The sequence below is a fragment of the Saliphagus infecundisoli genome (assembly GCF_020177375.1).
GTDB classification, from domain to species: domain Archaea; phylum Halobacteriota; class Halobacteria; order Halobacteriales; family Natrialbaceae; genus Saliphagus; species Saliphagus infecundisoli.
Genome location: NZ_JAIWHV010000001.1, coordinates 661380 through 673411 on the forward strand (window position 1 = coordinate 661380; position 12032 = coordinate 673411).

General features: G+C 68.5%; 11 protein-coding genes, 1 tRNA gene and 1 pseudogene. 4 read left to right on the forward strand and 9 right to left on the reverse strand.

Features of this window, described 5'->3' with window-relative positions:
* Window positions 1-184 precede the first annotated feature (184 nt).
* Entirely contained in the window at window positions 185-1201 is a 1017-nt protein-coding gene (locus tag LCF40_RS23670) for a hypothetical protein (protein WP_380683296.1), read from the reverse strand.
* 142 nt (window positions 1202-1343) lie between these two features.
* Here LCF40_RS23670 and LCF40_RS03730 point away from each other — a divergent pair, with 142 nt between their 5' ends.
* The 3 genes and pseudogenes from LCF40_RS03730 to LCF40_RS03740 all read left to right on the forward strand — a co-directional run bounded on the left by LCF40_RS03730 (window position 1344) and on the right by LCF40_RS03740 (window position 3392).
* Window positions 1344-2345: a hypothetical protein gene (locus LCF40_RS03730; protein ID WP_224827403.1), complete on the forward strand. Its 1002-nt coding sequence runs from the start codon at window positions 1344-1346 to the stop codon at window positions 2343-2345.
* A 51-nt stretch (window positions 2346-2396) separates the two neighbouring features.
* Window positions 2397-2861 (forward strand): thioredoxin-dependent thiol peroxidase, encoded by a 465-nt coding sequence (gene bcp / locus LCF40_RS03735; protein WP_224827404.1) that lies wholly within the window; start codon window positions 2397-2399, stop codon window positions 2859-2861.
* 43 nt (window positions 2862-2904) lie between these two features.
* Window positions 2905-3392: pseudogene (locus tag LCF40_RS03740) on the forward strand (cupin domain-containing protein).
* 188 nt (window positions 3393-3580) lie between these two features.
* On the opposite strand, the gene LCF40_RS03745 reads toward LCF40_RS03740, so the two are convergent.
* The 4 genes from LCF40_RS03745 to LCF40_RS03760 form a co-directional block, all read right to left on the reverse strand.
* Window positions 3581-5839 (reverse strand): CDC48 family AAA ATPase, encoded by a 2259-nt coding sequence (locus tag LCF40_RS03745; protein ID WP_224827405.1) that lies wholly within the window; start codon window positions 5837-5839, stop codon window positions 3581-3583.
* A complete protein-coding gene (locus LCF40_RS03750) occupies window positions 5836-6084 on the reverse strand; it encodes an Hsp20/alpha crystallin family protein (protein ID WP_224827406.1) in 249 nt (82 codons plus the stop codon). Before LCF40_RS03750 ends, LCF40_RS03745 begins: the two co-directional genes overlap by 4 nt.
* A gap of 365 nt (window positions 6085-6449) precedes the next feature.
* Window positions 6450-6524: transfer RNA gene (locus tag LCF40_RS03755), tRNA-Val, on the reverse strand.
* Between the two features lie 52 nt (window positions 6525-6576).
* Window positions 6577-6870 carry a DUF7553 family protein gene (locus tag LCF40_RS03760; protein ID WP_224827407.1) on the reverse strand — a complete coding sequence of 98 codons (294 nt, stop codon included), beginning with the start codon at window positions 6868-6870 and terminating at the stop codon, window positions 6577-6579.
* Between the two features lie 118 nt (window positions 6871-6988).
* Between LCF40_RS03760 and LCF40_RS03765 the strand changes: the two genes are divergently transcribed.
* A complete protein-coding gene (locus LCF40_RS03765) occupies window positions 6989-8332 on the forward strand; it encodes a RimK family alpha-L-glutamate ligase (protein ID WP_224827408.1) in 1344 nt (447 codons plus the stop codon).
* A 1-nt stretch (window position 8333) separates the two neighbouring features.
* Here the strand turns inward: LCF40_RS03765 and LCF40_RS03770 are convergent, their stop codons facing one another.
* The 4 genes from LCF40_RS03770 to LCF40_RS03785 all read right to left on the reverse strand — a co-directional run bounded on the left by LCF40_RS03770 (window position 8334) and on the right by LCF40_RS03785 (window position 12032).
* Window positions 8334-8927 carry a DNA-3-methyladenine glycosylase family protein gene (locus LCF40_RS03770; protein WP_224827409.1) on the reverse strand — a complete coding sequence of 198 codons (594 nt, stop codon included), beginning with the start codon at window positions 8925-8927 and terminating at the stop codon, window positions 8334-8336.
* 52 nt (window positions 8928-8979) lie between these two features.
* Window positions 8980-10203, reverse strand: a complete 1224-nt coding sequence (locus LCF40_RS03775) for an MFS transporter (protein WP_224827410.1) — start codon at window positions 10201-10203, stop codon at window positions 8980-8982.
* A gap of 69 nt (window positions 10204-10272) precedes the next feature.
* Window positions 10273-11376, reverse strand: coding sequence for a biotin synthase BioB (bioB, locus tag LCF40_RS03780; RefSeq protein ID WP_224827411.1), 1104 nt, complete (start codon window positions 11374-11376; stop codon window positions 10273-10275).
* A 53-nt stretch (window positions 11377-11429) separates the two neighbouring features.
* A complete protein-coding gene (locus tag LCF40_RS03785) occupies window positions 11430-12032 on the reverse strand; it encodes a class I SAM-dependent methyltransferase (RefSeq protein WP_224827412.1) in 603 nt (200 codons plus the stop codon).

Sequence of the window (12032 nt, forward strand, 5' to 3'; positions counted from 1 at the left end):
TCACGAACGAAACGAGTCCGCCACGTCAGAGGGGCTGAAGCGGAGGGTATGTGTCTAATTGGCACACTTCGCAGCCTCCCGCTTCAACGCCCTCTCCGGCGAGTCGTCTGACGCCGTCCAGGAACACGGACGTTCGAGGAGTCTGATGGACCGTAGCGGTCCCTTGAAAGCCCAGCCAGGTCGGTTATTCGTCGGTTTCGTCGGTCTCGTTCCCGCCGTCGCCGGGATTGAAGTGGATCGTCTCGCTTCCGGCGTCGTAGACGTCGTCCCAGTCTTTGTCCTCGTCCACGAGGAAGACCTCAACGGTCAGGTCCTCGCGCTCGCCGAACTCCGTCAGCCCGTCGGGACGGACGGGGATGTGGAAGGTGCCGTTCTCGGTCATCTCGACCTCGCCGGTACGCTCGACGATCTTCTGGTTGTCCGCGCCCTCGTTGATCTTCACGAAGAAGTACGGCTCGCCGACCACGTCGCCGTGTTCGGGCGGGTCGACGCGCTCCATGCTGGTGTTGGCGACGACCTCGACGTTGAAGTTCGAGTACCCCTCGCCGTCGGCCGCGGCCACGGTATCGACGAACTCGATGCTCTCGATCCGGTCCGCGTCGTCGTCCTTCCGTTCGAGGGGCCGGTTGGGTTCCTCCGGCGGCGACCACTCGGCGTCCGCAGTGTCGTCGACGTAGTCGTCCGCTCCATCGTCGCCAGCGTCCTCGCCGGAGTCGTCCGTCCGGTCCTCGAGACCGCTCGAGTTCCCCTCCTCGTCGTCGGTCGCGTTGCCCTCGGTGTCGTTGGCGTCGGACCCGTCGTCCTCGTCGGATTCGTTTCCGGTGGTCGCGTTCTCCTCGTCGGTCGCGTTCTCGTTGGCGTCTCCGAGGCTGGAGTTCTCGTCCGTCCCGTCCGACTCGTTTTCGTCCTTGCCGTCGGACTGGTTCTCCGCGCCGGTTGACCCCGCTCCGTCGGAGTCGCTCGAGTTCTCGCCGTCGCTCGCGTTCTCCTCGGGGTCGTCCGCCGAGCCCTCACTCGCTTCCGTATCGGACTCCGTCGAGTCGTTCTCGCCGTCGGACTCGTTCGAGTCGGTTGCGTCCGTTGGGTCTTCGTCCTCGCCGGTGTCGTTTGCGGGATCGTCGGCCCCCGGTCCGAAGGCGGCACATCCCGAGAGGGCGACGAGTACCACGACCGCGATCACGGCAACGTTCCTGAGTCGCATCGGTTCCAGGTAGTCCGTGGCTCCACCATATACTCACCGTATCCGGCACGTCGGAGGTCCCCGTCACGACGGGCCGGCGACCACGCTCCGGGTCGGTATCTTTACAACGTCGGCACCTGTTCGCCTAACCCGTATAGCTCGGATGAACCTCGACGAACTCCGCTCGGTCCAGAGCAAGGAGCGCCAGAAGGACAGCCTCCAGAACCTGCGTCCCTCGTTCTACCGGGAGGTCGGCGAGTACATCTCGGAGCTCAAAGCCGAACGCGAGCGCGCGGCCGAGGCCGCAAGCGACCCCTTCTCCTCGCCGGAGGTCGGCCGGCTCACCGACGAGATCGAGACCGCCAAGGACGTCGTCGAGGCGATCTACGAGCGCCGGATGGGCAAACTCGTCAAACAGGCCAGCCTCGCGGCCGCGGGGATGCCCGCCGACGACGAGGGGCTGACCGAGGAGGAAGCGGAGCTCTTCTCGGATCTCATCGACCGAATCCGGGCGAACAAGGGCCGCGTGCTCGACGTTCTCGAGTGGAGCGAGGAGGCCGCAGACGGGACGGACGTCGAGGGGGAATCCCGGGAGCCCACGCCCGACGATCCTGGTGCCGACGCCGCCGGAGCCGAACCGGCGGAGCCCTCGGACTCCGAGGGCGTCTCCGTCGCCGACGCGATGGGCGGCGATCTCGAGGAGCGCTCGCCCGCATCCGACGCCGGGGGCGACGGTCCCACACCTGAACTAGAGACGGGGAGCGCGTCCGGCGCGGAGGGCGGACTCGACCCCGACGAGATCATCGACGAGTTCGACGCCGAACCGGGATCCGGTCGGGACTCCCCACCCGCCGAAGCGGGGACCGACTCGAGTCCCGGTCCCGGATCGGCGACCCCCGATTCCGGCGGGGCCGAACCGGACGACGAACCCGACACGGGTCGGCCGGAGGGAGGGCGGGATCGATCGACGGACGGCGGCGGAACCGCCCCCGCGTCGGGCTCCGCGGACGTCGATCGGGTCACCGTCAGGATCACCCGCGACGTCGGCTCGATCCTGGGCGTCGACGACCGGGAATACTCGCTGGCCGACGACGACGTCGTGACCCTCCCCGAGCGCAACGCGACGCCCCTCCTCGAGCGCGACGCCGCCGAACCGCTCGAGTAACCGGACCCGGGGACCACAAGAGCTACCCCCGGGACGGCCCAACCCCGGTCCATGCTCGAGATCGGCGAGCCCGCACCCGAGTTCGAACTGCCCAACCAGCACGGGGAGCCCGTTTCGCTCGACGAGTTCGACGGCCGGGTCGTCGTCTACTTCTACCCGCGGGCGAACACCGAGGGCTGTACGACCGAGGCCTGTGGCTTCCGGGACGAACTGCCCGCGTTCGACGAGCACGACGCCGCCGTCGTCGGGATCAGCGACGACCCGGTCTCCGACCTCGCGGAGTTCGCCGCGGAGTACGACCTCGAGTTCGACCTCCTCTCGGACGAAGAGGGGAAGGTCGCCGCGGCCTACGACTCCTACGGCGAAAAGCAGATGTTCGGCAACACGTTCGACGGCGTCTTCCGGAACACGTACGTCGTCGGACCGGATGGCCGGATCGAGGCCGTCTACGAGGGCGTCTCGCCGGAGGGCCACGCCGGAGAGGTCCTCGACGGAATCGACGAAAAGTCGTCCTGACCCGAGCGTTCCGGTTTTTGGTTCCGGGGACCGAGGTCGAAGCATGGAACGCGTTTCGTTCGAGGACGTCGAGCGCGAACCCGCCGACGGCGGCGGGTGCCAGTCGCTGACCGACGCCCTGGCTACCGAGCACGTCGCGATCAACCGCTATGTCCTGGCACCCGGCGAGCGGTTCAGCGGCTCCGTCCACGCCCACATGGACCAGGAGGAAGTCTTCCTCGTGCTCGCGGGCGAAGCGACGTTCGAAACGCGCGAGGAAGAGGTGATCGTGGGCGCGAGCGAGGCGATCCGGTTTTCGCCCGGGGAGTTCCAGTCGGGGCGAAACGACGGCGACCGGCGGCTGGAGGCGATCGCGATCGGGGCGCCACGGGACAGCGATGACGTCCGAATCGCCGAGATTCCGGTTCTCGATACCGACGTCTCCTGTCCGGCTGTGGCAAGGGGGAGATGCGGATCGCTCGCGCGGAGGACGTCGAACTCGTCTGTCCCGACTGCGGGGCCGAGTTGAACCCCTCGGAAACGAGTGGCTGACGGGAGGATTCGGGTTCTACAGTAAGCGACGAGGTTCAGCGAGAGATCGACCCACGGCATGCGAACCACCGAAGCATACGCGGGCTTTCGCCGCCGTTCCCCGGACGCTACGCGCTCGGGTTTTTCGTGGAGACTTTGACAAACGGTTCGAGTGAGCGAACGCGAACGAGGACCCCCGTAAAACGGTCCTACTGGAAGGTCCGGCCGAGCTGGTCCTCCTCGGCGGGTTCGGCCTGCTGGAACTGGTCTTCGATCTCGTCGTAGCGCTCGCGGGTCTCCTCGGTGACGCTCGCCTGGACCTCGCCGAGGGCGTGCTCGAAGTGCTCGCGGTTGACCCGGACGTTACCGACCGCGTCGGTCATCTCCTCGGGGGCGACCGAGCGGATGAACTCCCGGGTCGCGGCCATCGAGGCCTCCCGGCAGACCGCCTCGATGTCGGCGCCGACGTAGCCCGCCGTGCGCGAGGCGAGTTCCTCGAGGTCGACGTCGTCGGCGAGGGGCTTGTTCCGGGTGTGGACCTCGAAGATCCGTTTGCGACCCTCCTCGTCGGGCACGGGGACGTGGACGTGGCGATCCAGCCGTCCGGGCCGGAGCAGGGCGGGGTCGATCAAGTCGGGCCGGTTGGTCGTCGCGACCACGACGACGTCCTCTAACTCCTCCAGCCCGTCGAGTTCGGTCAGCAGCTGGGAGACGACGCGCTCGCCGACCCCCGAGTCGCCCGTGCGCTGGCCGCGTTCGGTCGCGATCGAGTCGATCTCGTCGAAGAAGATCACGGTCGGGGCGTTAGACCGAGCCTTCTCGAAGACCTCCCGGACCCCTTTCTCGGACTCGCCGACGAACTTGTTGAGCAGTTCGGGGCCCTTGATCGAGATGAAGTTCGAGTCGGCCTCGTTGGCGACGGCCTTCGCGAGCAGGGTCTTGCCCGTACCCGGTGGGCCGAACATCATCACGCCCTTTGCGGCCTGCATGTCCATCGACTCGAAGACCTCGGGGTAGTCGAGCGGCCACTGGATCGTCTCGCGAAGCCGTTCTTTGGTGTCGTCCAGGCCGCCGACGTCGTTCCAGGTGACGTCGGGGACCTCGACGAAGACCTCGCGGAGCGCCGAGGGCTCGATCCCCTTCAGCGCCTCCTTGAAATCCGCCTCGGTGACCCGGAGGTTCTCTAGGACGTCGGCGTCGATCTCTTCGCTCTCGAGGTCGAGATCCGGACGGATCCGCCGGAGGGCGTTCATCGCGCCCTCCTTCGCGAGGCTCGCCAGGTCGGCACCGACGAACCCGTGGGTGTTCTCGGCGTACTGGTCGAGATCCACGGAATCCGAGAGGGGCATTCCGCGGGTGTGGACCTGCAGGATCTCTTTTCTCCCGTCTTTGTCCGGGACGCCGATCTCGATCTCGCGGTCGAAGCGGCCGCCCCGCCGGAGTGCGGGGTCGATCGCGTCCACGCGGTTGGTCGCGGCGATGACGGTGACCCGGCCGCGCTCCTCCAGGCCGTCCATCAGGCTGAGGAGCTGGGCGACCACGCGGCGCTCGACGTCGCCGCCGGCCTCCTCGCGTTTGGCGGCGATCGAGTCGATCTCGTCGATGAAGACGATCGCGGGCGAGTTCTCTTCTGCCTCCTCGAACACCTCCCGCAACTGCTCTTCGCTCTCGCCGTAGTACTTCGACATGATCTCGGGGCCGGAGATCGTCTCGAAGTGGGCGTCGATCTCGTTTGCGACGGCCTTGGCCATCAGGGTCTTACCGGTGCCCGGCGGGCCGTGGAGCAGGACGCCCTTGGGCGGTTCGATGCCGAGCTGCTGGAACAGCTCGGGGTGGCGCATCGGGAGCTCGATCATCTCGCGGACCTGATCGAGTTCGCTGTCGAGCCCGCCGATGTCCTCGTAAGTGACGTCCGGGGCGCCCTGGCCGGAGGCTCCGCCCGACGAGATCTGCTCGGCGGGGGTCTCGGAAATCTCGATGCTCGTCGAGTCGGTGATCACGATCGTCCCCGAGGGGGAGGTGCTCGCGATCTTCAGGGGTACCGACTGGCCGGAGCTGGCCATCGGGCCGAACGAAAGCGAGAACGGCACGGTCTGACCCTCGGTGACCGCCTGCCCCGAGAGCTTGTCACGGACGAGGGGACCGATGTCTCCCCGAATCCGGAGGTTCTGTGGGAGCGCGACGGTGACCGACTCGGCGGGCTTGACGTCTGCGGCCTCGACCTCGACGCGGTCGTCGATGCCGACGTTGGCCTCCTGGCGAAGCCGCCCGTCGATCCGGACGACGCCCCGGCCCTCGTCCTCGGGGTAGCCGGGCCAGACGCGGGCGACGGTCTGGCCGTCGCCGGTGCCCGAGAGGACGATGTAGTCGCCGTTCTCGAGCTCTAGCTCGCGCATCGAGGCGCGGTCGATCGCGGCGAGTCCGCGGCCGGCGTCCTTCTGTTTGAGGGGTTTGACGGTGAGTTTCATCGGTCTTCCTCCAGTTCGATGGTGAGGACGCCGTTTTTCATAAACGCTTGCGCGTCGCCTGCATCCTCGGGGAGGTCGAACTCCCGCTGGTCGTCGCCGGTGACGACGATCACGGTGCCGTCGGCGACGTCGACCGTGGTTTCGTCCCCTGCGGGGCCGAAGTCGATCGCGTAGACGTCGCTATCCTCGTATGCGTACTGCCTGACCATCTGCCCGTCGTCGCGGGCGAGTTGCTGGATGTTCATCTTCGACTAACCCAAGGTAAGCCAGCAAACTATTTAAACCTTTCGTAGGTGAATCGGATGACTGCGGCGAGGTAGCTGTATTATCGCTGTTGGCAGTTCGGTCGGATCCAGGGGGAGAACTATCGTAGGGTGGTTCTGCTGGCCCCCTCAGTGTCGGGGTCCCGTCGGTCGCGGCGTTGTGCTCTACGAATCACTCCGAGTTAGGACGGATTCGCGCCTCACGAGTCGTTCGCAGCAAAATCAGTGGGTTGGGGCGGATTCGAACCACGGTCACTCCGCGTCGCTCCGTTCCCTGATTCGAATCCGCCCGTTCCATTCCGCCTCACGGTCGCCTCGCTAGCGCTCGGCGGTGCGTTCGGCAGAAATGGGTTGGGGCGGATTCGAACCGCCGACTTCCTCCGTGTGAAGGAGGTATCATAACCGGACTAGATCACCAACCCGCACGCGGTCGTAGCCGGTGGCCCGCCTTAAACGTTCCTCCCTCCCGGCGTCCTACTGCCTCGAGCGAGAGGACTCGAGCGCGTCGCGAGCGTGGGCGATCGCCGCCCGGGTCTGGCCCTCGATGCGGCGTTCGGCGTTTTCGAGGCCGGCGAGGCGCTTCTCGAGGCGGGAGGGTCCGGGTTCTTTCTCCCGGCCCGAGAGCTCCCGGAGCGTGGTCCCGGCGGGTTCGACCGTCTCCCGGAGACGCCGAGTTTCGCGTGCTCGCCCGCCCGCTCGAGCGAGTCCCGTGGCCGCCGAGGTGTTTGTTCGTGGCGAGAGAAGGTCGTGATCGAGTGAATAATTCACGTCCGCATGCAACGGAAACCGGCCGATCGGATCCAGAAATGTGTGAACGCTGAGGTCAGCCGGCGCCTCGGAGCCGGATCTGGTAATGTTTTTCCGGCCTCCCGGCGAATCACCTCCAATGAGTCGCGACGAGCGCGTCCGTGTCGGCGTGTTGAGCCTCCACACGAGCAAGGAGACGAAGGCGATCTGTAACGCCGTCGAGGATCTGGGCCACCGTGCGGAGTGGCTCCGGGCCGAGAACACCACCGTCCGGATCGGCGAGGGGAGCGTCGCCCTCGAGCCGGATGTGGACGTGATCGCCAACCGGATGTTGCTCTCGAACACCGACCAGCCCTGCGAGGAGCTCGGGCTCGCGAACACCTTCGCACAGCTCGTACCCACCCTGAACGAGCCGGCGGCGACGCTGACGGCCTTCCACAAGCTCTCGACGGCCGCGGCGCTCTCGAACGCCGAAGTCCGGGTCCCCGACGTCCTGCTGGCGCTTTCCGGCGACCGGCTCAACGCCGCTCGCGGTGAGTTCGGCGAGGAAGCCGTCTACAAGACCGCGATCGGGACCCACGGCGGCGGTACCTGGAAGGTCGGCCCCGGCGAGGGGGTAAACGCCACCGTCGGCAACCGTTACGCCTTCCTCCAGGAGCTGATCGAGCGCGACGACGAGCGGCACCGCGACGTCCGGGTCTACGTCGTCGGCGGCGAGATCGTCGCCGCGATGTACCGCTACGCGCCCGACAACGACTGGCGGACGAACGTCGCCCTCGGGGGCAGCGTCGAGGACGCCACCGCCGATCTCCCCGAGGAGGCCCGCGAGATGGCCCGCCGCTCCGCCGAGGTCGTCGGGCTGGACTACGCCGGCGTCGATCTCGTCGAGGGCGAGGAGGGCTGGTTCGTCCTCGAAGTCAACCCCACGGCGGGGTTCAAGGGGCTCCACGAGGCAACGGGGATCAGTCCGGCGCCCCACATCGCTCGCCTCGCGATCGAGCGCGGCGGCGGCAGCGTCGACGACGACCGGGTCGAGGACCTCGCGGCGACGCTCGACGACTCGACCCCGCGGGCGATGCCCGTGCCGCTCCCGACCGAGGAGGGCGAACCGTCGGTCATCGGCTACACCGAGGAGGTCGTCCTCTCGGGAACCAGCGGCTCCTCGACGGTGTACGCGAAGTCCGACACCGGCGCGACCCGGACGAGCATCGACACCCAGCTCGCCGCCGACATCGGCGCCGGCCCGATCAAGTCGATCACGCGCGTGCGCTCGGGGAGCCAGAAGACCGCAAAGAGCCGCCCGGTCGTCGACGTCGTCGTCGGCGTCGGCGGCACCCAACACACCGTCACCGCGAGCGTCGAGGACCGAAGCCACATGGACTACCCCGTCATCCTCGGCCGGGACATCCTCAAACACTACCGGGTGGACGTCGGCCGGCGGGTCGATGCGGACGTCGAGGACACGCCCGAAGAAGAGGAGTAGCTCACCCCTCCGACTCGTACTCCGCCCAGATGTACCGGGTCGCGACCGACCGGTAGGGACGCCAACCCTCGGCGATCTCGCGCATCTCCCCGCGGGTCAGCTCCTCGCCGTCGCCGTACAACTGCTCGATCCCCCGCCGGACCGCGAGGTCGCCGAGGGGCAGGACGTCCTCGCGCTCGAGGACGAACAGGAGGTACATTCTGGCCGTCCACTCCCCGATCCCCTTGATCTCGGTCAGGCGCGTGACGACCTCCTCCTCGGGGACCCCGGCGAGTCCCTCTCGCGAGAAGTCCTCCCGTTCGAAGGCCCTGGCGGCGTTTCGCACGTATTCCACTTTCATCCGGGAGAGCCCCGCCTCCCGGAGCTCCGCCTCGTCGGCCGCGAGCACGGTCTCGGGGGTGACCTCGCCGTCGAGAACCTCGAAGACGCGTTCCCTGACGGCGGCCGCGCTGGCCGTCGAGAGCTGCTGGTTGATGATCGAGATCGAGAGGCGCTCGTACTCGCTCCAGTCGGGTTCGCTGTAGGGATCGTGATCGTCGATGAGCTCCGCCATCACGGGGTCGGTCCGGAGGACGGCTTCGGCTTCCTCTCTCATGCGTCGGTGATCGAAGGGACCTCGAGAGCAAAGGTCTCCCGGTCGCCGACCGCTACGAGCGGTCGCCGATCGCGAGCAGGGCGGCACAGATGGCGGTCGCGACCGCCACCGAGCCCGCGAGCAGCCAGAACGCCGGCCGGAAGCCGACGGTCTCCGAGAGGTAGCCGACGGTGACCGGGGAAATCGCGCCGGCGGCCATCAACAGCGTCCGGACGACCCCCAGGCTCCCGCCGGCGATCGAGTCGGGAAACGACGAGATCAGGAACGAGCCCCGAACGGGTCGGAAGCCGTGCGAGCCGATCCCGAAGGCGACGACCGCGGCCCCCAGCGCGAGGAGGTTCCCGGTCGGCGTCAGCGCCACCAGCGAGACCAGCCCGACGGTCGCGACCCCGAGGGCCGCGAAGATGACGGGCAGGGTCCCGACCCGGTCGCCGACCTCGCCGGTCGCGAGCTGGACGAGCGAGAGCGCAAAAAGGAGGCTGTAGAGGCCGCTGGCGGCCGCCGAGGAGAGGCCCGCCTCCTGGGAGAGATAGAGCGGGACGAACGCGACCGCGCCGTTGTAGGCAAACGAGAACGCCAGCGTGGCGACGACGAAGGCGGCAAAGCGAGGCGCTGCGAACACCGCGAGGTACTGCCGGAGAGCGACGCCTCCGTCGCTCCCGCCTGCGGCCCCGGCGTCGGGGAGCCGCTCGGGTACCCGCCGGAGGAAGGCCGCGGCCAGCGCGACCCCGGTGACTCCCGCGGCGAGAAAGAGCGTCCGCCAGCCCGGGGAGAGAAGCGGGACGCTCGCGACGGCGACGACCGCGGCGGGCGCGGCGACCCCGCCGAAGGTCCCGATGGTGTCGAGGACGCCGAGCGCCCGGCCCGTCCGGGCGGGGTAGGCCCGCGAGAGCAGCCGGATCGCGACCGTCTTGTGGGCGCCGGTCCCGGCACCGATGACGACCATCGCGGCGACGAGGGCGAGGAAGGGCGGCTCGAGCGCGACCCCGAAGGCGCCGGCGGCCGCGAGCAGGGCGCCGCCGACGATCACCGTCACCGAGCCCAGCCGGTCGGCGAGCAGGCCCGAGGGAAACTGCAGGAGGGCGTAGACGACCATGAACGCGGTGAAGGCGGCGCCGACGGCGGTGTTCGAGACGCTGTAACTCGCCTGGAGGGGCTCGAACAGCGGCGGGAACGCGTATCGGAGGAACTTCGCGAGAAACCAGATCAGCGCCGTCAACACGAGCGCGTCGAACCGGCCGAGCCCGCGGAGCCGCGCCGCCGTGGTGGATCCCATCGCCGTTCGTATCGGTCCCGCCCGCGACCGAGTATCCTGCGATTCGGCGCCGCCTCCCGGGGGGACGAGTCAGCCGTCGGTCGTGGTTCCCGTCGCCGTCCCGGCTCCACCGCCGTCCCCGCCGGCGCGTGCTTTCACGTCCTCGGGATCGAACTCGTTCACGTCGGTGTTGGGCTCGAGGCCCGCCCGCTCGATGACCGCGATGTCCTCGCCGGCCGACTGGCCCTCCGTGGTGAGGTAGTCGCCGGTGAGGATGCCGTCGGCGCCGGCCTCAAACAGGAGGTGCTGTTCGTCGGGCGCGAGGTTCGCCTCCCGGCCACCGGTCAGGCGGACCCGCGCGTGGGGGTGGAGCAGCCGGTAGACCGCGATCGTCCGGATCAGTTCCCGGGTCGTGATCGCCGCCGACTCCCCCATCTCCTCGCCCAGCGGGGTCCCCGCCACCGGGTTGAGGACGTTCACCGGCAGCGAGGAGATTCCGACCTCCTGGAGCGCAATGGCGGCGTCGATCCGGTCGGCCGGGCTCTCGCCCATCCCGAGGATGACGCCGGCACAGAGGTCCATCCCCGCCTCCTTTGCGACCTCCAGGGTCTCCACCCGATCGTTGAACTCGTGCGTGGAGACGATTTCGGGGAAGTACCGCGGCGAGGTCTCGATGTTGTGGTTGTAGTGGTTGATCCCCTCGTCGGCGAGGATCGCGGCCTCCTCGCGGGTGAGGATCCCGAGGCTGGCGTCGACCTCGACGTCGGTCTCCTCGCGGACCAGCCGGATCGCCCGCAGCACACGCTCCCACTCCTCGGGACGGCGTTCCTTCGAGACGCCCTTTTCGGCGACGACGATCCCGAACCGCTGGGCGCCGTCGCGTTCGGCCCGCCGGGCCGCCGCCAGGATCTCCTCGGGCTCGAGGAGATCGTAGCCGTCGACCCCCGCGTCGAAGTGGACCGACTGGGCACAGAACCCACAGTCCTCCGCGCAGTTGCCGGCCTTGGCGTTGACGATGCTGCAGGCGTCGACGGTGCCGTCGCCAAGTCGGGCGCGGACGGCGTCGGCCGCCGCGGCGAGCTCGTCGACCGGCTGGGCCACCAGTGCGATCCCGTCGGTCCGGTCGAGGCGTTCGCCCTCCAGTACCCGCCGGACCGCGCCGTCGATCGTCGGGTTTCCGGTTTCGTAAACCACGATGAAAAACTCGTTGACGGACCTATAGTCGTTGGGGATCGACGCCCGGCCGGCTACGCCCGGGCCTCCGCCCGGACCCACTCGTCGGCGTCGTCGGTCCCGACCGTCTCGACGGCGAATCCGACCGCCGAGAGCAGTTCCTCGAGTTTGGCGGGTCGGTAGAGGACGAACGTCCGGTCGTCGTCCGCGTACGCCGACCCCTCGCAGGTCCCCTCGCCGTGTTTCACCGAGAGGTGGACGGGACCCTCCGGCCGGAGCACCCGGCGGAACTCGGCGAGCGTGGCCCGTGCGTCCGCTTTGGGGACGTGGAGAAAGGAGGCACACGCCCAGATCCCGTCGAAGGTCGCCGCCGGGAACCCGAGCCGGCGCATGTCCATTCGCGCGAACGACGCCTTCCGGGTCTCCTCGCGTGCGAGCTCGAGGAACGCGGGCGTCAGGTCGATCCCGACCGGCTCGTGGCCCGCTTCCCCGAACCGCGCGGTCTCCCAGCCGGGCCCACAGCCCGCGTCGAGGAGCCGTGCCGGCCCATCGGTGGTGTCCTCGATCGCTGCCAGAAACCGCGAAACCAGTTCCTCGACGGCAGAGCGGTCCTCGTTTCGCTTCCGGTACCGGTCGGCGACCGTCTCGTAGGTCGTCCGCGTTCCGGGATCGGTCAT

What these genes read in the sequence shown, in the direction of transcription:
- LCF40_RS03775 (WP_224827410.1), bottom strand. Translation starts at nt 10,203, where the DNA reads ATGGGATCCACCACGGCGGCGCGGCTCCGCGGGCTCGGCCGGTTCGAC.
- LCF40_RS23670 (WP_380683296.1), bottom strand. Translation starts at nt 1,201, where the DNA reads ATGCGACTCAGGAACGTTGCCGTGATCGCGGTCGTGGTACTCGTCGCC.
- LCF40_RS03750 (WP_224827406.1), bottom strand. Translation starts at nt 6,084, where the DNA reads ATGAACATCCAGCAACTCGCCCGCGACGACGGGCAGATGGTCAGGCAG.
- LCF40_RS03745 (WP_224827405.1), bottom strand. Translation starts at nt 5,839, where the DNA reads ATGAAACTCACCGTCAAACCCCTCAAACAGAAGGACGCCGGCCGCGGA.
- LCF40_RS03730 (WP_224827403.1), top strand. Translation starts at nt 1,344, where the DNA reads ATGAACCTCGACGAACTCCGCTCGGTCCAGAGCAAGGAGCGCCAGAAG.
- bcp (WP_224827404.1), top strand. Translation starts at nt 2,397, where the DNA reads ATGCTCGAGATCGGCGAGCCCGCACCCGAGTTCGAACTGCCCAACCAG.
- LCF40_RS03785 (WP_224827412.1), bottom strand. Translation starts at nt 12,032, where the DNA reads ATGACCGATCCCGGAACGCGGACGACCTACGAGACGGTCGCCGACCGG.
- LCF40_RS03765 (WP_224827408.1), top strand. Translation starts at nt 6,989, where the DNA reads ATGAGTCGCGACGAGCGCGTCCGTGTCGGCGTGTTGAGCCTCCACACG.
- LCF40_RS03770 (WP_224827409.1), bottom strand. Translation starts at nt 8,927, where the DNA reads ATGAGAGAGGAAGCCGAAGCCGTCCTCCGGACCGACCCCGTGATGGCG.